Source organism: Clostridium sp. KLE 1755, from assembly GCF_000466465.2.
Taxonomy (GTDB): Bacteria; Bacillota; Clostridia; order Lachnospirales; family Lachnospiraceae; genus Eisenbergiella; species Eisenbergiella porci.
Genome location: NZ_KE992717.1, coordinates 34,426 through 54,844, shown reverse-complemented (window position 1 = coordinate 54,844; position 20,419 = coordinate 34,426). Strand labels below are relative to the sequence as shown.

Annotated in this window: 14 protein-coding genes; 9 read left to right on the top strand and 5 right to left on the bottom strand. The window is 43.9% G+C overall.

Translation table 11 applies throughout. The features are described 5' to 3' along the window. Positions 1-86: 86 nt before the first annotated feature. Positions 87-311, bottom strand: coding sequence for a BhlA/UviB family holin-like peptide (locus HMPREF1548_RS14775; protein WP_021637058.1), 225 nt, complete (start codon positions 309-311; stop codon positions 87-89). 1,105 nt (positions 312-1,416) lie between these two features. Beyond that, positions 1,417-4,302 carry a glycoside hydrolase domain-containing protein gene (locus HMPREF1548_RS14765; RefSeq protein ID WP_021637056.1) on the bottom strand — a complete coding sequence of 962 codons (2,886 nt, stop codon included), beginning with the start codon at positions 4,300-4,302 and terminating at the stop codon, positions 1,417-1,419. A gap of 254 nt (positions 4,303-4,556) precedes the next feature. Between HMPREF1548_RS14765 and HMPREF1548_RS14760 the strand changes: the two genes are divergently transcribed. From HMPREF1548_RS14760 to HMPREF1548_RS14725, 8 genes are all read left to right on the top strand, one after another. Continuing rightward, complete coding sequence (locus HMPREF1548_RS14760) at positions 4,557-5,807, top strand: hypothetical protein (RefSeq protein WP_021637055.1); 1,251 nt, start codon at positions 4,557-4,559, stop codon at positions 5,805-5,807. Positions 5,808-5,856: 49 nt separating this feature from the next. Next, positions 5,857-6,486 carry a GH25 family lysozyme gene (locus HMPREF1548_RS14755; protein ID WP_021637054.1) on the top strand — a complete coding sequence of 210 codons (630 nt, stop codon included), beginning with the start codon at positions 5,857-5,859 and terminating at the stop codon, positions 6,484-6,486. A 909-nt stretch (positions 6,487-7,395) separates the two neighbouring features. Further along, positions 7,396-8,412 carry a hypothetical protein gene (locus HMPREF1548_RS14750; protein ID WP_286138041.1) on the top strand — a complete coding sequence of 339 codons (1,017 nt, stop codon included), beginning with the start codon at positions 7,396-7,398 and terminating at the stop codon, positions 8,410-8,412. Between the two features lie 348 nt (positions 8,413-8,760). Beyond that, the gene (gene licT / locus HMPREF1548_RS14745) at positions 8,761-9,603 is read left to right on the top strand and encodes a BglG family transcription antiterminator LicT (protein ID WP_021637049.1); all 843 of its coding nucleotides are present in this window, start codon (positions 8,761-8,763) and stop codon (positions 9,601-9,603) included. 140 nt (positions 9,604-9,743) lie between these two features. After that, positions 9,744-11,738 carry a beta-glucoside-specific PTS transporter subunit IIABC gene (locus HMPREF1548_RS14740; protein ID WP_035322309.1) on the top strand — a complete coding sequence of 665 codons (1,995 nt, stop codon included), beginning with the start codon at positions 9,744-9,746 and terminating at the stop codon, positions 11,736-11,738. 18 nt (positions 11,739-11,756) lie between these two features. Beyond that, positions 11,757-13,181: a 6-phospho-beta-glucosidase gene (locus HMPREF1548_RS14735; protein WP_021637047.1), complete on the top strand. Its 1,425-nt coding sequence runs from the start codon at positions 11,757-11,759 to the stop codon at positions 13,179-13,181. A gap of 285 nt (positions 13,182-13,466) precedes the next feature. Then, complete coding sequence (locus HMPREF1548_RS14730) at positions 13,467-14,417, top strand: glycoside hydrolase family protein (RefSeq protein WP_021637045.1); 951 nt, start codon at positions 13,467-13,469, stop codon at positions 14,415-14,417. 283 nt (positions 14,418-14,700) lie between these two features. Then, positions 14,701-17,433: a bifunctional diguanylate cyclase/phosphodiesterase gene (locus tag HMPREF1548_RS14725; protein ID WP_021637044.1), complete on the top strand. Its 2,733-nt coding sequence runs from the start codon at positions 14,701-14,703 to the stop codon at positions 17,431-17,433. Between the two features lie 88 nt (positions 17,434-17,521). On the opposite strand, the gene HMPREF1548_RS14720 is transcribed toward HMPREF1548_RS14725, so the two are convergent. Continuing rightward, positions 17,522-17,926, bottom strand: a complete 405-nt coding sequence (locus HMPREF1548_RS14720; protein WP_021637043.1) for an ACT domain-containing protein — start codon at positions 17,924-17,926, stop codon at positions 17,522-17,524. Between the two features lie 210 nt (positions 17,927-18,136). Here HMPREF1548_RS14720 and HMPREF1548_RS14710 point away from each other — a divergent pair, with 210 nt between their 5' ends. Next, complete coding sequence (locus HMPREF1548_RS14710) at positions 18,137-19,135, top strand: glycoside hydrolase family 43 protein (RefSeq protein ID WP_021637042.1); 999 nt, start codon at positions 18,137-18,139, stop codon at positions 19,133-19,135. Positions 19,136-19,151: 16 nt separating this feature from the next. Here the strand turns inward: HMPREF1548_RS14710 and HMPREF1548_RS14705 are convergent, their stop codons facing one another. Both HMPREF1548_RS14705 and HMPREF1548_RS14700 read right to left on the bottom strand, forming a co-directional pair. Beyond that, on the bottom strand, positions 19,152-19,829 hold the full coding sequence (locus HMPREF1548_RS14705) for an HAD family hydrolase (protein WP_021637041.1): 678 nt from the start codon (positions 19,827-19,829) through the stop codon (positions 19,152-19,154). Beyond that, positions 19,826-20,419 (bottom strand): 4Fe-4S binding protein (locus HMPREF1548_RS14700; protein ID WP_035322267.1); only part of this gene is annotated, 594 nt, incomplete at its 5' end. The genes HMPREF1548_RS14700 and HMPREF1548_RS14705, both read right to left, overlap by 4 nt.

Here is a 20,419-nt window from a genome sequence, read left to right as displayed (position 1 = left end):
GAAGTAAATAGTCGAAAAATGTAAATACATTATACGAAATTACATTTGCATTTTTTTTATCCCAATATGTATCGAATATGTTACATTTACTTGTCCATTTTTTCGATTATATTCTCTGTGTCCTCTTTAATCTGAGATAGAATCGAAAATTGTTCAGTGAGCCTTGCTATTATGCTTTGATATCTTTCTTCCCTTTCTTCCTGTCTTTTTACGGCTTTCTCATTATTTTTGATTGTATAAAGAAATAGAGCTACAAAAAGAACAACCCATATTCCCTGTGACATTGCAGCTTCAATTAATGCATTTTCCATAATGCCCCCCTTGTTTTAGTTACGAAGGATAAAAAAATTATTACAATGTAAATAATGACTTTTTATATTTTACAATTTATCAATTTGCTGTATAATTAAAGTGATATTTTCAAATATTATTTAGGAGAATGAAATGAATTTTATACGAAATAATAAAAAAATTATCTCCTTTACGTTTTTACTTATCTTTTTAAACACCTTTGCTACTTTAGCAGAGAGACCTTTAATTGCTTATTGGGTACTTAAGCCGGTTTTGACCTCTACAATTACGATATGTCTTACAGTGTCATTTATACTTATTTGGCTGCTATTTGTTTTATTGACAAAGCGTTCCATTTATTTAACAATAGGATTAATTTATATATCTATTACGATGACAGCGGATCTCCTTATTAGAGGCGGATACTTTTATCCTCGGATTTTTACAATCCTATTAGATATCTCAGCTTTTTTTATTGCACCAATAAATATTTTTTCCTATATAATTGTGGTTAATAAATTTCTGGATTATAATAGTCAGTTCTATTTCAGAACATTGATTCTGCTATCTATTTTTGGGGCATTATCAATAAAATTAATCAAATCAACCAAACATACAATAGGTTATTATCCATTAATATTCACTATAATTTTGACATATTTGGACTTATCTATAACTAAAGTAGCTGTGTATGAATCTTTTATAGAGATATTTTCCGTGCCTTTGATTAGTGTAGCAACGTTTAGTATTTGGCTGATTTCTATTTGCTATTATCGCAATACCTTGAAAATATTATTGATATATCTTAAATTTGTAGCTTCGGCGCTTTTTTTTCAGGGATTTTCACTCTTTTTTTATGATAATAAAATCTTTAATCCCCTAGCAAATTTTATTATCCATACAAACAAATTTATTTTCCATCTGTTTTATTTTCCGGATATTTATAAGGATTCCATTCCGTATGAATTTTTATTATATTTTGGGCTCTATAATTTAATATTATTCTTTACTCTAAATAAGAGGCTAAAAGTTTTTAATAGTTCAATATGAAGTATGGTAAGTGACTGGAAACAAAAGCAAATTATTGCCTTATGCAGAGAGAGGCCTAAGCCTCTCTCTCAAAATTTAAGATTCCGGTAAAGTCATATTAATTTTAAAAATTATTGCCTTCACTCGTAAATCCGGGGACCAAACTATGGCATTTAATCTGCTTTCTGTTACGTGCTGATTTGTAGGCATAAATTTAATAACATGGTCACCATCTTCCATATATTTATCTAAACTGTCAGGTATCTCTATTCCAATATCAGTCAAGAGGAATAATATTTCCAATGGTTTAATACCTGTTTTGGAAGCTAACTCTGCCATAATTGCAGATATTCCGTTAGCATAATATGTAGTAGGATCTGCTAATACATCCGCGACTGTCTGTAAATTTAGGAATAAATTTGCTGTAGGTGAAAAGAATCCAATGACTTTTTCAAGGGTTTCTATTAGATATATACCAATATCCGCTGTAGTGTCAGCACGAAAATAATCCAATGAATGGAGTGGCGATTCCTTAAAAGGTTCACTTAAATAATTCCCAAATTCGCGTAAGCATATGCCATCCTTGTCACAGAATTCGTATTTTGCAGGATAGGTTGCCCGGATTTGCTGCATTGCAAAAGCAAGTACTTCATTCGTATCAAGATCTGAAAATACGATTCCTTCTTTTAAGAGAGCAGAGTAGTAGGTTTGGAATATGTATCCGGATTTCACACGCAGACTATCCTCCAGTGAAAGAATATCCTTGTCCTGCATACTGGGGGCTTTTACTTTATATCCACAGGCCTGACAAACATAATAAATACCTCCATCTTCATTTGAAGTTTCAAGAACCATATCATGAAGGGTACAGTCTCTATAATTCTCGTGTCCACAACGTGTTAGACCATTAAAACCTGCATATTTTCCTGATGCTATTACTTTGTTGATCTGAAATTTAGTACCATTTCCGGTCATAGTTTCGGTTTCATATTGATCAAAAGCCCAGTTGTCTGGTAAAGCATATCCCAGATTCCCACTATAAGCGGTTGATTTGTCTGCAATAAATAGGCTTTCTGCCAATTTAGCTCCAATAATTATGTTACATATATTTCTTGGCGCATAAATACCAACCTTGTACCAGCTACCCTTATCTTTCATAGCTTTGACTATACCGGAAAAATACGGAATAACTTTTTCTCTACAACCCTGTTCTGTAAAATCGTATCCAACACCGAAATAAATTACTTCATGGTTAGGGATCTTACTTACCCTTGCGGCCTCAAATGCTTTTACCGCATCTGTTTTACCCTGTTCCTCTGAAAAATATTCCGGTGTAATACTGCCTTCCTGGTAAATTGCAAATACATTGAGTCCTGCGGTTGTAATAATGTCCAGTTCTTCTTTTGTGATGCCTTTATTTGAATCAGAAGCATTGCTCAGATATCTTCCAACAAAGTTATAACCGGCTTCTTTTAGCGCCTTGGCCTTAATTAAGTCTAATTTTTCTGTACAATCGCAGGCATTTGCTTTTCTATCCGGATCCCCTTTGCTTTGGAGTAAAGCAGCCCATGTACGCCGGTTTACTTCACCTGAAACTACCATAGGATCTGAGGTCAGCCCAACATTCTGCTGAAATTCCTGTACAACTTTTACTACAGCATCGTTATAAATGCCGTTGATATCAACTGAATATTTATTACAACATAATGCACATTGCAGAATACAGATGAGATTTTCTTCATTGCTGCTTTGGTTTAATATTGGCATCGCAGCCAATGTTTCCGAACCGATTTTACCATCTGGTTTAACCTGTTCCAACATATTCCAGCCAATAAGATTATCCCCTTTTTTATGCCGCAGAAATTTGGTGAGACCAGTCACAACTTCTTTAGATGTCAATAAACTGGTGAAAGTTTTAGTATAATATTTTACATATTCATTTTCTACTTTCTTCAGCATAGGAATCAGAGAATTAATTGTTGACAACCCATCAGTTGAGGGTTTAGGTGGCTGAATATAAGCCATTTCAGCAGGGTAGTGTCTTTTCAGATAGCGCATCATAGAAAAGTCCCTGGCTTTAAATTTAATAACTTCATTGTATGGTCCGGCATTCATACCAAGAATACCAATACAGCAAAGTTTACCAGAATAGTCGTACCAGTATACAGGAGCACCAGCATCGCCGGCTGTTCTTATTCCACTGTAGACTACAGATGTTGTCGCTGCATACCCGTTATGCTTAACCACCTGGCTATACATATAGGTTCCTTTCTTGCTCTCATCAACATCAGCTGGCAAATCAGATGGGTAACTTAATATTGCAAAGGATTCTCCGGTATAGAAATAGTCATGCTGATAGTAAAAGCCTAAATATCCCTCCGGCCGCTCATAATCTGGATTAAGCAAAAGGAATGAATAATCCAACATATTTTCTGGATCTACATGTCCTGCATTAAGCCGATAATTGGGATGAATTACTGCCCTGTTTATAGGAATGGGTGCATAGGGGCTGTTTTCTTCAAGGCCACTAACGGCAGGATGGAAAGTTATTGAATCTGCAAAAACTTTCATATCCGGATCAAACACAATATGTGCAGCTGTCATTACCCAGTCTTCCGTAAATTTCCAGCCTGTAGACCTTTTGGTCATTACTTCCCCATTAGGTAAATTGTAAACTGCAGTCACAAGACCTCCCCACTTATGAGGAGTTGGCTTTTGTGGACATTCAATAACCTTTCTGTTATCAGTGACCTCTGAAGTTATTTGTATGCTTTCATTTTTCAGTGAAGAAACAGTAATTGCCTGCCCGGCTTCCCATGTATCTTCTCTAATAGTAATATTAGTTGGAATATACTCATGGTTTATATGCATCGTAGAACCTATTTTCGGTTCATCTGGCGCCACAAGCGTATAGTCTAGCATCAATAAATCCATGCTTTCCACATTATCTCCTATCACGTATCGTAAGTTGTTATTTTCCATATTTATCTCCTTTCAAATTTAAGCGTGTGTGAAAGAATAAATAAATCGTCAATACTATGCCGTTGATTTGGTCATCCCTCCTTATATTTTATTTGCATTGTTATCTCGCTTTATCTACTCTTTAATGTATAAGGAGAACCATTTGTTTAGATTGTAAACTTATGTATTATATAACTGTAGTTTACATTTTTGATAACAGTTTATCCTTCATTATAGATTAGGGCCCTAATCAATAAAAAGAAGGAGATAATTTTATGAATGGTTATGTAAAACAAGTACAAAATTGGCTAAGCCAGGAATTCCCTGATTATTTCAGTGAAACAGGAAAATATCCTATATTACCTGATGGGATCGCTGGTCAGTCCACAATGAATGCGCTTACAATGGCATTACAAATAACAGTAGATGTTACAGAAATTGATGACGAATGGAATCAGGAGCTGAGCGAGAAATGTCCTATTGTCAATGCAGTTAGCGTGCCTAATGTAATAAGAATTGCGCAGGGATGTCTTTACTGTAAAGGCTATTATGATAATGGCTTTAATGGAGAATTTACTGTCGGTACTAAAGCAGACATTGAATCATTTAAGCAGGATTTAGGATTATCCGTTTTCGAATCAGTGATAGAACCAGATTTCTTCCGTTCTCTTTTGACGTTAGATCAGGTAAGAGAAACAAAAGACACAGATCAATATATTCGTGCTGCACAGCAATATCTCAACAAAAACTATTACCAGACTTTTTCCACCATGCTCAGTTTCCTTCCTACAGATGGAGTTTATGAAGCGAAGACTAACCGAGCTTTGATTATTGTTCTGCAGAAAGAATTATATTCTGGGTTTATTAATTACTTAAAAGCGCTTCCACCTGAAGCTGACGGATTAACATTGTATGAAAAGATGTTTCCATATATTAAAGAAGGAGCAGTAACACAATTAACAGATAATGCAAGGGGAATCATCGAGCTTCCTAAGCTTGCCGCTGTAATTGAAGCCTATATTGATAATAAATCTATGGTACCCTCATTCTGGGCAGGGTGGGGCGGCGATCTGGCATCAAGTATGCTTGCAACAACACTTGCGCTTCCTGCGAAATTAGATTATGCAAGTGCATTTGTAACAGCTTTTGAAAAAGTCGGCTCAGATGGAGTTTGCAGCTATTCTGCTTTATGTGCCGATATGGATGCAGTCAAAATTGCTGATATAATTAATAATGCTACAGAGGGAGCAACAAGCACATTTACGAATGCTTTATCTCAGTATTATTCTTTAGATGTTGAAAATCGTTTTGCTAACATACTTGCAGATATTCCGGGTATCTTGTCCTATGATGAGCTAAATACACAAATCTATCATCGTATGACCGGAAGTCAGGAAACTGCGGATACTATTCCAGGTACTGATAATCCAGGTCTTATTCCATATAAGGGAAATAATCCGACTATGCAGGTTATGGCTGCATGCTGCAGTGCTCTTGCTCATTATGTACATACAGAAACGGCTTAGAAGTTGAAGGGGAGGGTATTAGCCCTCCCCACTGTAAGAAAGGAGAAAAGTGAAAAAAGGAATTGATGTGAGCGCATATCAGGGAAAAATAAATTGGAAAAAGGTAAAGGATGCTGGATGTGAGTTTTCTATTATAAGAACAACCACTCAAAATAATAAAATCGATACATGTTTCGATTTTAATTTAAAAGGATGTGTAGATAATAATATTGCTGTTAGTTATTATAAATATACATATGCAATTTCTTTTACTGAATTATATAAGGAGTTAGAACATCTTTTTCGATTATTCAATAGTGTCCCCTCTTCCTTCCGTGTTGTTAACACTATATGGTGGGATGTAGAATACGAACCTTTAAAAAATATGGGTAACAAAGATTTAACAATGCTGATAAAAAAAGCGGAGAGTGAAATAACAGCAGCGGGCTTCCCTTTTGGTATCTATACAGGATATTCATTTTATAATGCCAATTATTTTTGCGTAGATGAATTTTCATGTCCTTTTTGGATTGCACGCTATCCATTGAATAAGAACTACATTTTTTCAGATCCTATACCTGAGAACTATAAACCGAATATACCTCTAATAAAAATATGGCAGTATACCAGTAAGGGGATAATGAGAGGTATATCAAATGAGGTAGACTTTAATATACTGTATGTGGACAATGAATTATAGTGTATATAACTAAGGAACACATGGATTGACAGGAAACATCAATGATAAATGAGTTAGTGGAACTGGATTCTGTTTATACAAAAAGGATTACAGACCTGCTGACCGAAGATCCTGCCAGAATTGATTTGAAGGTAGTGGAAGTTCTTATTAGGCAGGATTAACTGTGCAATGATTAACAATAACGCAAATCTGTGGGGCATTGTTTATCTGATCCTCACATTTTCGGATGTCCTGCCTGGCTGAAACAAATAGTTCATAATACATGTGATGTGCAGTTTTTGCATTGTATTCATATTTGAGGAAAAAGGGGTATTTATTACGAGGTTTATTACAGCCGTTGCAGGCATAAGGAGCTTTGCTGATCTGGCGGCATAATTCAGGCCCAAGCTGTCACAGACTTTATTGCAGATTTTGCAGGAACGGCAAAAGGTATCACAAAGAGACTTTTTTCAAGCATTGGTTTTCCGACACCAAAACTTGTGGATGCGGGAGGCCATAGCAAGAGTAAACTCTACATTAGATATGAGAAGTAGGATTTACAAATGTAATTCAGATATTAATAATTTATCTGAAAACCGCTTTAAATCAAACGGCATATATGGTATTATATAAAAACACCGGCGGCCGGGCATGTGTAAGAGTCTGTCAGCCGCAATTGATTTTTTCCCGCGAGCAACGAGCCAAGTGGATATTTGGCGATTGCCGCGGGGCTTTTATTTACCAATTCAAATAATATCTCATATAATCTGTCCGGATCGGACAACACTTTCAACTAATTTTTAGTTAAGCATTATGAATCAGATAATAAGATACATCAGATAGTAAGATACGGTTGCCCGGTGACGGATTTTCAGCTATAATTGTATGGAAGACAGGCATCTGCACATGGCTTACGGAACAGGAGGCCGTGTGGATAAACACGAACAGAAAGAAAAAGGTAAACAGACAGAGACAAAGAAAAGCCCGGAAAAAAGGGAACAAACCGGGGAAAAAGGAAAAGCCAGGGCGCGGGAACAGGCGGAGGTACAGGAAATCAACCACGAGGACCTGGCTTTGAAAACGGCCGCCCAGTACTTTGGAGAGGAGCTGCTGCCCTTATTGGGAATAACGGCGGAGGTAAGATATGCGGCGCCTACCGAAAATGTCAGGCTTGAGGCAAGGCAGATGTACCAGGATTTCAATTATATTACTTCGGGAGGAACGTGGATACATCTGGAGTTTGAAAGTGATTCTATCACAAGAGAAGATCTGAGACGTTTCCGGGAATATGAAGCGGCTACAAGCCGCACATTCCAGGTGGCAGTGATTACATATGTAATCTGTTCCTCAAATGTCAGGAAATTAATGAACAGACTGGCGGAAGGAATCAATGTTTACCAGGTAAATATTATACGCCTGAAGGATAAAAATGCAGACAGTTTAATTTCCGGGCTGGAGAAAAAACAGAAGCAAGGGGAACCGTTGGGAAAAGAGGACCTGGTACCTTTACTTTTAACCCCGCTCATGTCAGGCCGGCTGAATATCGGGGACAGGATTATCAGAAGCATTGAACTGCTGCAAGGTTCCAGAGCTTCCGTGACGGAAACCGAACTGGAAAAAATGTATGCAGTATTGTACACACTTGCGGATAAGTTTTTAGGTGTGGAAGATTTGAGTAAAGTAAAGGAGCGGATTGCGATGACTAAGTTAGGGACGATGCTGTTTAATGATGGGATTGAGAGAGGCAAGGCAGAAGGCAAGGCGGAAGGAAAAGCAGAAATAGTAGCCATCATCCGGAAAAAGGCAGAAAAAGGACTTGATGTACAAAAGATTGCGGAAGTCATGGAGCTGGATCCGGTTTATGTAAAAAGGATTACAGATTTGCTGACAGAAGCTCCTGCCAGAACTGATTTGCAGGTAGCAGAAATTCTTATTGGGCAGGAATAACCGCTGCAAAGACTTCTGACAGCGCAAATGGTTTTCTGCCACAAATGCGATGCAGTATAATGCGGAAGATTGATTTCACAGCGGTATCTGTAGTTTGATTTAATAGGGAAAATGAACAAAATTACAGCTCCTGTTTTGTAAAAAAAAGAGAAAGCGGAAGCGTTTCCCAAAAGGAGATTGACTTCCGCTTTTTATCGTGCTAAGCTGAATTCCAGAACAGGATAGCGATTGTGAAAGCATGCTAAACCTATATACAGAAATATGTTTGGAAGCAGGTGTTTCCGGATTTATTTGTGTATGTAGGTTTTTTTGTATTCAAAACTTCAGAACTGTCAGGAGGATGGGGATATGCAGATATACAAGATTCTCAACAATAATGTGGCGGTGGTGCTGGATGAAAATGGCCGGGAAAAAGTCGTAATGGGAAGAGGAATCTGCTTCAAAAAGAAGGCGGGTGAATTAATTCCCGATGAAATAATCGATAAGACCTTCTTCCTTTCCGGTTCGGAGGCCAACAGCAAATTTCAGGCGCTGGTACAGGATATTCCCATGGAACACATTGCCATCGGGGAAGAAATAATTTCCCGTGCCAGGGAACAGCTGGGTAAAAAGCTCAGCGACATGCTGTACATATCCCTGATTGATCATGTCCATACCTCTATTGTCCGTTTCCTGGACGGGATAACGGTAAAAAATGTGCTTCTATGGGATATCCGGCGATTTTACAGGGATGAATTCCAAATCGGCCTGTGGGCACTTGAACTGATTGAAGAAAAATGCAAGGTACGCCTGCCGGAGGATGAAGCCGGATTTATTGCGCTCCATCTGGCAAACGCCCAGATGGACGAAGACGTGATGCATAATATGTATGAAATTACAAGGATAATGCAGGAAGTGGTCAATATAGTAAAATATTATTTCCATGTGGATTTTGACGAGGATGATGTGTATTATTACCGGTTTATCACACATCTGAAATTTTTTGCCAAGCGTTTGATCGAACGGCGGACCTATGAGGATGAGGGCGATGATCTGCTGGAGGTAATCAGAAATAAATATCAGGATACATACCGCTGTGTGGAAAAAATCACGCAGTTTATCATGAAGAAATATGAGTACCGGCTTTCCAGGGAAGAGCAGCTTTATCTGACAATTCATATTGAACGGGTGATTCATAAAGCAAAGGGATAATACATAAGGCAAATGGATGATTGTGACAATAACAGTACATGGCAGGGCAGTTACTTAAAAGGACACGTACGCCGGGATGGTGACATTTGGTTGGCCAAACCTTCATCAATATAATTATTTATAAAATGGAGGAAAAAAGAATGGGCAAGTACGAAAATCTGGCAAAGGAAATCGTCAGGAATGTGGGCGGAAAAGAAAACGTCAGCAGTCTGACACATTGTATTACAAGGCTTCGCTTCAAACTGAAGGAGGAAAGCCTGGCAAAGGATGATGTCATCAAAAATATGGACGGGGTTGTGACCGTTATGAAAAGCGGCGGCCAGTATCAGGTAGTAATAGGGAATCATGTGCCTGAGGTTTATGCGGAGGTAATGCCGTTGCTGGGGCTGGAGGAAGGCAGTGCAGATAAGGCGGATGAGACGCCGTCGGGAAATCTGTTTAACCGTGCAATTGATATTATTTCAGGAATTTTTCAGCCGATTCTGGGTATTATGGCGGCCTGCGGTATGGTGAAGGGGCTGAATGCCCTGTTTGTGGCGCTGGGGTGGTATCCGGAAACCTGCGGCGGATATCTTGTGTTAAATGCCATTGGTGACGGCCTGTTCCATTTTCTGCCGCTGTTTCTTGGGTATACTGCCGCGAAAAAATTCCGGTTGAAACCGATGATAGGGCTGGTAATCGGCGCGATTATGTGTTATCCCACCGTACAGGCCGGCACGCTTTCGGCAGGAGGGCAGGTGCTGTATACACTGTTTTCCGGAACGATGTTCGAATCCGCCGTATATACTGATTTTTTCGGCATTCCCATGATAGCCATGGATTACACAGGCACGGTGATTCCTGTTATTTTTGTAGTTTATTTTGCTTCCAAATGTGAAAAATTCTTTAATAAATTTATTCCTGATCTGGTAAAATTTTTCTTTGTGCCGATGCTTACGCTGTTGGTGAGCATTCCGGCAGGCTTTCTGTTGATTGGGCCGCTGGCAACCTTTGGTTCCACGCTGATTGCCCAGGGGGTTATGACGGTGCGTAACTTCAGCCCGATGCTGGCCGGCGCGCTGGTTGGGCTGACCTGGCAGATTCTTGTTATTTTCGGACTTCATTGGGGGTTTATTCCGGTGTATATCAACAACATTATGACCAACGGATATGACAATGTAATGATGCCTTTTTTTGCCTGTACCTTTGCCACATCGGCGGTGGTTCTTGCAATCTTTTTCAAAACAAAGAACAGACAGCTGAAGGAAATGGCGCTGCCTAATTTTATTTCCGGTATTTTCGGGGTGACCGAGCCTGCTATTTACGGAATTCTCCTTCCGTTAAAAAAGCCGTTTATTATCAGCTGTATTGCCGGCTGTATCGGCGGCGGTTTTTATGGGGCCTTTAATTTCCGTAAATTTATGATGGGCGGCATGGGGATTTTTGAATTCCCGGCCATGATTGAGCCTGACGGCGGGATGGGAAATCTGATTGTGGCCCTGGCAGGTGTGGCGATTACTATGGTGATTGCTTTTGCGGCAACTATGATTTTTTATAAGGATGATAAGAAAACGGCAGAAGAAACGGCGACAGGAGATCGTAGAGCGGAAGGCGGATCGGTGGAAGCTGAAGGAGCATCTGAGACAGTACCTGAGACAGACGGGGAAGGGAAAAAGGCGGAGACACGGGCCGCCCTGCTTCATCAGACGCAGCTTTACAGTCCGCTCAGAGGAAGGGTGCTGAAGCTGGAAACGCTGAAGGATGATGCTTTTGCGTCCGGTGTGCTGGGAAAAGGTGTTGGGATTTGGCCGGAGGAGGGGAATGTGTATGCGCCTGCGGACGGCGTGGTTTCCGTACTTTTCCCGACGCTGCATGCCATTGGTTTTTTGACGGACGAGGGCGTGGAGCTCCTGATCCATATCGGTCTGGATACCGTCCAGCTGAATGGGGAAGGTTTTCAGGCCAGGGTTGCGCAGGGAGACCGGGTGAAAAAAGGACAGCTTCTGGTGAGCTTTGATATGGCGTTTATCGAGGAAAAAGGATATTGCCTGGAAACGCCCGTGCTGGTAACTAATTCAGACGACTATCTTGAGGTGGTGGAAACTGCCACAGAGCATGTGGCGCAGGGCGATGTGCTGCTGAAGGTGTTAAAATAAGAGAACGGAGGTGGCAATATGGGATTTCCAAAAGATTTTTTATGGGGCGGCGCTACGGCGGCAAACCAGTGTGAAGGCGGTATATTTGAAGGCGGAAGAGGACTGGCAAATGTGGATGTGTGCCCTGCGGGGCCGGATCGGAGCGCCGTGCTTGCCGGGCACAGGGAAATGCTTGCCATGGACGGCTCCCACAGGTATCCTGCGGCGGAAGCGGTTGACATGTATCATCACTTCCGGGAGGACATCCGGCTCTTTGGCGAGATGGGATTTAAAACCTACCGGCTGAGTATTTCCTGGACCCGTATTTTCCCGGAGGGAGATGAAACGGAGCCGAACGAAGAGGGGCTGCGGTTTTATGAGGAAATTTTTAAGGAATGCAGAAAATATGGGATCCGGCCCCTGGTGACGATCTGTCATTTTGACTGTCCCATCGGACTGATCCGTAAGGTGGGAGGCTGGAGGAGCCGGGAGATGATCGGGCACTACCTCCGTCTGTGCGAGGTGCTGATGAAACGGTACCGGGATTATGTGACATACTGGCTGACCTTCAATGAAATCAATATGATTCTGCATGCGCCGTTTCTGGGAGCGGGGCTTGTATTTGCAGAGGAAGAAGATGAAGAGCGGACCAAATACCAGGCTGCGCATCATGAACTGATTGCCAGTGCGCTGGCGACCCGTATGGCTCATGAGATCAACCCGGAAAACAGGGTGGGCTGCATGTTTGCCGCAGGAAGCGCTTATCCTTTTTCCTGCCGGCCGGAGGATGTCTGGGAGGCGCTGCTTACGGACCAGGAAAATTACTTTTTCGTGGATGTGCAGGCCAGAGGCTATTACCCCTCCTATGCAGTAAAAAGGCTTCGAAAAAAAGGGATTTTTCCCCGGATGGAGCCTGGAGATGAAGATATCCTGAAGCGGGATACGGTGGATTTCATTTCTTTTTCCTATTATAACAGCAGGTGCATCGCAGCGCCCGGCAGCGCAACGGAGGAGGCGGAGGGAAATCTTTTCCGTTCCGTGAAGAATCCGTACCTGAAGTTCAGTGAATGGGGCTGGCCGATAGATCCCATGGGACTGCGGATTACCTTAAACCAGGTTTACGACCGTTACCAGAAACCGTTGTTTGTGGTGGAGAATGGTCTGGGCGCGCAGGATGTGCCGGATGAAAACGGCCGTGTGGAGGATGACTACCGCATTGATTACCTCAGAGAGCATATCCGGGCCATGAAAGCGGCGGTGGAGGAGGACGGCGTGGAGCTTATGGGCTATACCTCCTGGGGGTGCCTCGATCTGGTGAGCGCCTCCTCCGGAGAGATGAAAAAGAGATACGGCTTTATCTATGTGGATAAGCAGGACGACGGAAGCGGGACGTACGCCCGGAGTAAAAAGAAATCCTTTGACTGGTACCGGAAGGTGATAGCTTCCAATGGGGAGATGCTGTAAAGAAAGGCAGTATTTTGGTTATAAGTAATTTTCGGCAGACTATAACCAACTGCATAATTGTGGTATACTTCATATTGTCAGGAAAACAGGATGGAAAACTTGCATTATAATGACTGGTTTCCGGAAGAAGGCAATACGGATATCCGAAATTACGGAATTGCTTTCTTTAAAAAGCAGTGCAGGATGAAGGACAGATATAAAAATTTATGACAAAACGGCCTGGGAATAGAAAATAATATGAATCAAACTAACATAAAGCACAGACCAGGCTGAAAGGAGAATACAATGAAGAAAGAAGTGGCATTGCCGGCTCCCTTATTCCGGGATCCGATTTATGACTGCCCCACAGACCCCACGATTATCTGGAACAGGGAAGAAAAACAGTGGTATCTTTTTTATACGCAGAGAAGGACCGCGGATACTTCCACAGGAGTTTCCTGGGTACATGGTACGAAAATCGGCATCGCTGTCAGCAAGGACGGCGGAAAATGGCTTTACAGAGGAACCCTGGAAGGCCTGGATATTGAAAAAGGGCACAATACCTTCTGGGCGCCGGAAATCCTGTGGGCGGAAGGCTGTTACCATATGTATATATCTTATATTACCGGTATCCCTACTGATTGGGAATATCCCAGGCAGATGCTGCATTATACCTCGGACGATCTGTGGGACTGGGAATTTCAGGGGAGAATAGATCTGAATTCCCAGCGGGTGATTGACGCCTGCGTATACGAGGTCGCCCCGCATCAGTATAAGATGTGGTACAAGGATGAGGAAAAGGAAAGCAGAACCTATGCAGCCGTCAGCAGTGATCTGTACCATTGGGAGGTTCTGGGAGAAGAGGTTTCCGACTGCGCGCAGGAGGGCCCGAACGTGTTTGAGCTGGAAGGCATAAAATGGATGATATCTGATTACTGGCACGGACTTGCGGTATACCGTTCCGAGGATTTTGCACATTGGAGCAGATGTGCGGATATCCTGGAGAAATCCGGTACCAGACCTTTGGACAGGGGCCTGGGGCATCATGCGGACGTACTTGTAAAGGACGGCCGCGCCTTCCTCTTTTATTTTTGCCATCCCTATGCAGGAGAGGATGAGGCAGAAAGAGCGGCGATGGAAAATCTGCCGAAAAGCATCCGCAATAACGCAGTGGTTCAGGCCGCGGAGCTGAAGGTGAAGGACGGACAGCTGGTGTGTGACAGGAACGCGCAGGTAGTATGGGAAATGGAAGAATGATTTTTTCTTGCGGAGAGGCGCATAAACCTGATTCAGGCTGGCCAGGCGGGAATAATCCAACGCGGAAGGTTCGTCCCCGGTGTCGGCGGCAAAGGAAAAATCACATCTGTACATAACCGATATACTGACTGTTGAGAAAGGCGGAGGTCTGAAACTGGGATATTGATAATTATATAAAAAGACGGCTGGTTTTAAAAATGTATATGATCTATAATAGAAATAATACAAAATATTGATTGATAATAATCAAATTCTATATTATTTACGAACGTGGAGAAGCACTATGCAGAAGAAAATCATGCCGATCATTCTGATCGTGGCTTTGCTGGTTACAGGACATCTTTCCCTGATTTCAATCCATGGGCTGCAGGGAAACAGCCGGGTAATTAATTACACCGGAGTAGTGAGGGGAGCTACCCAGCGTCTGGTCAAGCAGGAGCTGAACGGTCAGCACAATGATGCTCTGATTAAACGCCTGGACGGGATCCTTGCGGAGCTTGCCACAGGGGAAGGCGGGAACAATCTGATCCGGCTGGATGATGATGATTTTCAGCGTCTGGTCGCCCGGATGCAGGAGGAATGGGAAAGCCTGAAGAAAGAAATTGTAAAAGTGCGCCAGGGAGAAAGCAAAACAGCCCTTTATGAGCTGAGCGAGGATTATTTTTCCCTGGCGGACCGGGCGGTCAGCGCGGCGGAGGAATGTTCGGAGCGGCGGGTTGAGGAGGCGAAGAATGTGCTTCTTGCCCTGAATGGCGTATTTATGGTGCTTGCAGGGCTGCTTGCCTGGCTGGGGGCGATTCAGTCCAGACGGCAGCTGGAGCTGCAGAAAGCAGAGGATGAAAACCGCAGAAAGAGCGAGAACCTGGCGCGCATGGCGCTGGAACTGCAGGCGCCCATGGATGAAATTTCAGAGCTTATGTATATTTCGGATACGGAGAATTATGAACTGCTCTTTTTGAATGAAGCGGGAAGGAAGCTGTTTGGTGTAACCGAGCTGAAAGGGCAGAAGTGCTACAAGGTCCTGCAGGGAAAGGAGAGCCCCTGTGAGTTCTGTACCACCTGTTTGCTGAAAGACGGAGAAAATTATACATGGGAGCATACGAACCCCATTACGAAAAAGCATTATCTGTTAAAGGACAGGCGGCTCCAGTGGGCAGGTAGGCCTGCAAGGATTGAAATTGCATTCGATATCACAGAAGCGGAAGCGGAAAAGCAGACGCTGAAATACATGCTGGACGGGGAAATGATGCTGATGGAATGCGTCCGTACTCTTTACCAGAAGCATGATATTGAGCAGTCCATTCCCATGGTGCTGGAGCATCTGGGACAGTTCCTTGGCGCGGAACGGACATATCTGGTTTTGTTACATGATTCCATGCTGTATAATGATTATGAATGGTGTGCTCAGGGAGTTGAATCCCAACAGAAAATGCTTCAGGGGATCCCTCTGTCGGCCATTGACTGCTGGAAGCCGATCTTCAATGCGCAGGAATGCGTTATCATGGAAGACATCTCGGTCCTGAAGGATTCGTATCCGGAGGCCTATGAACTGCTGCGGATACAGAATATTCACAGCCTGGTGACAGCCCCCATGGAGCAGGATGGCAGCTTCAAGGGCTGTATCTGTGTGGATAATCCTCCTGCGGAACAGATGCGCAGTATAGTTCCGCTTCTGCAGACCCTGTGCTATTTTATCATGCTGACCTACCGGCGGACCGAGTCGGAGCTGCAGCTTTCCCGGTTAAGCTATTATGATACACTGACCTCCTTTTATAACAGAAACCGGTTTATCAAGGATTCCGAGGAGCTCTCCATGTGTGGCAGGGCGGTAGGGATTGTGTTTCTGGACGTAAATGGCCTGAAGGATATAAATGACCGTTACGGACACACCTGTGGGGATAAAATGCTGATCGAATGCGCGCGTCAGATGAGGGAAGTGTTCCGGGAGGCGGATTATTATCGTATCGGCGGTGATGAATTCGTCATTATCTGCCAGGGCATCGACCGGGAGGCTTTTGATACAAAGGTGGCCGCGCTGCGTTATCAGTTCAGTATTAATACGATCTGTAAGGCCGCTATCGGTTCCGAGTGGTCCTCTCAGTTTACGGATATACAGCAGCTTATTTCCGGTGCGGATGCCATGATGTATAAGGATAAAAAAGATTTTTACCGGAAAAATTCCACCTCTAACCGCTACCGGCATCACAGCGATGAAGCGCTGCAGCTGTCTGATCCTGAGGTGCTCCGGGAAGAAATCCTGAAGGACCGTTTTGAAGTGTTCTTCCAGCCGAAGATAGCGGCCTCCAGCCGCTGTGCTGTGGGGGCGGAGGCTTTAATCCGCTATCGGCCGCAGTCCGGAACTCTGGTGATGCCGGGGAATTTCCTTCCATTGCTGGAGGAAAGCAAGACGATAAGCCAGATTGATTTTTATGTGTTTAAGTTCGTCTGCTCCAGGATTAAGGAATGGTTGGATAAAGGAAAGACACTGGTTCCAATCTCCGTGAATTTTTCCCGCAGCTCTCTGGCGCAGCCGGATTTTGTGGAACGGCTTAATTCATTATGCCGTAATTACGGTGTGGACAAAAAGTATCTGGAAATAGAGATTACGGAAACCATACAGGAAACGGACGGCATGGATTTCAGGACATTGATTAATGAGCTGCGTCAGTCCGGTTTTATTGTTTCAATAGATGATTTCGGTACTGAATATGCGAATCTTGCGCTGCTGTCCAATGTGGATTTTGATGTGCTGAAGCTGGACAGAAGCCTGGTGTATGATGTGGCTCACAATTCCAGGGCGCGGACCGTAGTGGAATCCATTATAGAAATATGCAGAAAGATGAATATCCAGGTAGTGGCAGAGGGAATTGAGACGGAGGAGCAGCTTACGGTGCTGCGCGCATGCGGCGTGGAGCTTGCGCAGGGCTTCCTTTTCAGCAGGCCGGTGCCCCTTGAGGAATATGAGAAGAAATATCTTTTCCAGCAGACGGAGGGAAAAGAATCGGAAGATAATTAATAATAATAAAAAAGACATTCCGGAGAATGCCTTTTTTATTGTCGGATCCGTGTAAGGGAAACGCAGGAAAACCTGCGGGAAGGGATAATTACACTACAGTAAAGCCTTTGGCCGCAAGACATGCTTCTACCTCATAGGTATCCTCTGTATGGAAAATAAGAATGGGCTTTCCTGAATCACGGTTAAAGGAAAGGTAGACATAATCCACGTTGATATTGCTTTCGGATAATGCCAGCAGCAGATTGTGAAGGTTTCCCACTTCGTCGGCAACCTCCACTCCGGTCACATCGGTAAGACGGCACAGGTAGCCGGCATTTTCCAGGGCCAGGGCGGCTTTTTCGGGAGCGGATACCACCATGCGGATAATGCCATATTCCGCGCTGTCATTGGTAACGGAGCCGAGGATGTTGATCTGCTCATTTTTTAATATTCCGGTAATATCCTGCAGGGTTCCTTTATTGTTCTGTGCAAAGAGAGATAGCTGTTTCATCATAGATTTATTTCCTCCTGGAGTTTTATGGAAAGAGGCAGCTGTTCAGTTACTTTGGAGATATAAAAATGTTCTTTTATATTATACATTATTTTTCCGGAGGGAGGGAAGAAAATTTATCAACGGTACAAAAAGCAGTATTGTGGAAATAAGAAAGTGTAAAGAAACAGGAGAAAATTTGATTGCGCTTTTATGCGCTGAAAGGGGTAAGTGATGGAATATCCGTTTTCTATCAGAGATATTATTATAAGTGATCCTTTTATTTTAGCGGATCCGGTCAGTAAAAAGTATTATACATATGCGGCGGTATTCAATCCGGAAAGATTTCCGGATTTGAAGTTCCCGGGGTGTTTTTATGCTCTGGAAAGTGAGGATCTGGTCCATTGGAGCAATCCCATAAAAGTGTTTGACAGCGATGAAACAGGTTTTTGGGCGAAGTTGGATTATTGGGCGCCGGAATGTCATATGTGGAAGGGAAAATATTATCTGATTTCTTCCTTCCGTACGGAAGGAAGCTACAGAAAGTGTCAGTGCCTGGTAAGTGATTCCCCGCTGGGGCCGTTTGTGCAGCTGCGGCAGGAAGCGGTAACGCCGCCTGACTGGCAGTGTCTGGATGGGACGCTGTATGTGGATCTTCATGGAAAACCGTGGATGGTTTTTTGTCACGAATGGCTTCAGGTAGGAGACGGGCAGATTGCTGCCGTCCCTCTGTCCGATGACCTCTCGGAGGCTGTGGGTCCGCCGGAGGTACTGTTCCGGGCGTCCGATGCTCCCTGGAGGGGAAGCTTCTGCAGGCACAGCGGCTATGTGACGGACGGTCCTTTCCTGTACCGGATGAAGGACAATTCCCTGCTTATGCTCTGGTCCAGCTTTACGGAAAAAGGATATGCCACCGGTTATGCGAAAAGCAAATCCGGAGAAATCCACGGGCCGTGGATCCAGCGTCAGGAACCGCTGTATTTCCTGGATGGCGCTCATTCCATGCTGTTCCATACCTTTGACGGCAGACTGATGATGTCGCTTCACTGTCCGAATATCCATACCAAAAAGAAAATTCTTCTGTTTGAGATGGAAGAAAAGGACGGGGAGCTTTACATCCTCAATGAAATTACAGGGAACTGGTATCAGAATGCAGGAGGAAATGCGGCGGGATATTTGTATCATGAGCCGTGCAGGGAGGAAATACGCTTCAGTGGGAAGGCGGAGGAATAGTCCCGCATTTCTTTTTTCATCTGCTGCATCCCTTCTGCAGCAGCCATTCCAGCGCTTCTGTCAGTGAGCTTACCTTTTCAAAAACGCAGGGCCCATACTTGCCGTAGCGATCCAGAAGCAGCGGCTTTATGCCGGCCTTTTGTGCCCCCAGCGCATCGGAACGCAGGGAATCCCCAATGTGGATCACTTCTTCCGGGAGGCAGCCGCTTACCTCCAGCGCCTTTTTGAAAATTCGTGTATCCGGTTTATAGGCTCCTGACATTTCGCTGGAAACCAGGCCGGCAATTGGTACATCCAGGCGGCGCAGCCCTTCCTCCAGGTACAGGGTATCATTGCTGCTGACCACGAAGACGGGTACCGGACAGTTTTGCAGGAATGGAACCGCATCCCCAAAGGGCGGGGAGCAGGTCCAGTGTTTTGTGAGCATTTCGCAAAGCATATGGGCATCATCTGTGAATTGAAAGTGTTCCATAGCCAGCAAAAATGTCCGGTATGCAATTTCATATTCTGTTTTATATTCATTCCTATTACATTCTTCCAGAAGCTCATCATGTCTGAAAAACCACCAGGCCGCCACTTCTGATGGTTTTGTTGCCTTACTCTGTTTAAAACAGCGGCCAATGACGGCATTGGCATATTCGCTTTCTTCCTGCACCAGGGTTCCCATATAATCAATAAAAACAGCGCGTATCATATCTTTCCTCCTAAATATAGTTCATTCTTTTTCCTGCCGGAACAGACCTTCTTCATGGAACAGCCTGCTACGGAGAGGACGGCTTTATTCAGGGAACGCGCCTTTACCGGACAGATCTGAATGCAGCGCATACAGGAGATGCAGCGGTTTTTGTCCGTTTGCTCAGGGTGGCCGTCCGGGATCGCGCCCACGGGACATGCTTTGGCGCAGGCGCCGCAGCCGGTGCAGGCTTTGCCAGCCTTCGGCTTTAGCGGAATGCCTTTGTATTCCCGGTAGGGGCGGCTGCCGGGCAGCGCGGGGGCAGACACCGCTGCACTGCTGCTGCAGTCTGCTGTCGGACGCAGGAGTTCTTGAATCTGGCGGACGAATTTTCTCAGTTCAGCTTTATCCTGGGCGTCCGGGCGGCCTGTGCCGTACTGATGCATGATGGAATGCTCCGTAACGGCAGCGATTGCTGCAACAGGGCAAAAACCGCTGTGTTCCGCCGCTTCCTGCAGCTCCAGCAGTGTATCGTCATAGGCACGGTTTCCGTATGCTGCGACTAGAACGGCAGGAGTGTGGCCGGCCTTCAGCTGCGTCAGCCGCTCCAG

Bases quoted from the DNA above. Each gene is read 5' to 3' on its own strand.
- HMPREF1548_RS14710 (WP_021637042.1), top strand. From the start codon at position 18,137: ATGGAATATCCGTTTTCTATCAGAGATATTATTATAAGTGATCCTTTT.
- HMPREF1548_RS14775 (WP_021637058.1), bottom strand. From the start codon at position 311: ATGGAAAATGCATTAATTGAAGCTGCAATGTCACAGGGAATATGGGTT.
- HMPREF1548_RS14730 (WP_021637045.1), top strand. From the start codon at position 13,467: ATGAAGAAAGAAGTGGCATTGCCGGCTCCCTTATTCCGGGATCCGATT.
- HMPREF1548_RS14720 (WP_021637043.1), bottom strand. From the start codon at position 17,926: ATGATGAAACAGCTATCTCTCTTTGCACAGAACAATAAAGGAACCCTG.
- HMPREF1548_RS14740 (WP_035322309.1), top strand. From the start codon at position 9,744: ATGGGCAAGTACGAAAATCTGGCAAAGGAAATCGTCAGGAATGTGGGC.
- HMPREF1548_RS14705 (WP_021637041.1), bottom strand. From the start codon at position 19,829: ATGATACGCGCTGTTTTTATTGATTATATGGGAACCCTGGTGCAGGAA.
- HMPREF1548_RS14735 (WP_021637047.1), top strand. From the start codon at position 11,757: ATGGGATTTCCAAAAGATTTTTTATGGGGCGGCGCTACGGCGGCAAAC.
- HMPREF1548_RS14765 (WP_021637056.1), bottom strand. From the start codon at position 4,302: ATGGAAAATAACAACTTACGATACGTGATAGGAGATAATGTGGAAAGC.
- HMPREF1548_RS14725 (WP_021637044.1), top strand. From the start codon at position 14,701: ATGCAGAAGAAAATCATGCCGATCATTCTGATCGTGGCTTTGCTGGTT.
- HMPREF1548_RS14760 (WP_021637055.1), top strand. From the start codon at position 4,557: ATGAATGGTTATGTAAAACAAGTACAAAATTGGCTAAGCCAGGAATTC.
- licT (WP_021637049.1), top strand. From the start codon at position 8,761: ATGCAGATATACAAGATTCTCAACAATAATGTGGCGGTGGTGCTGGAT.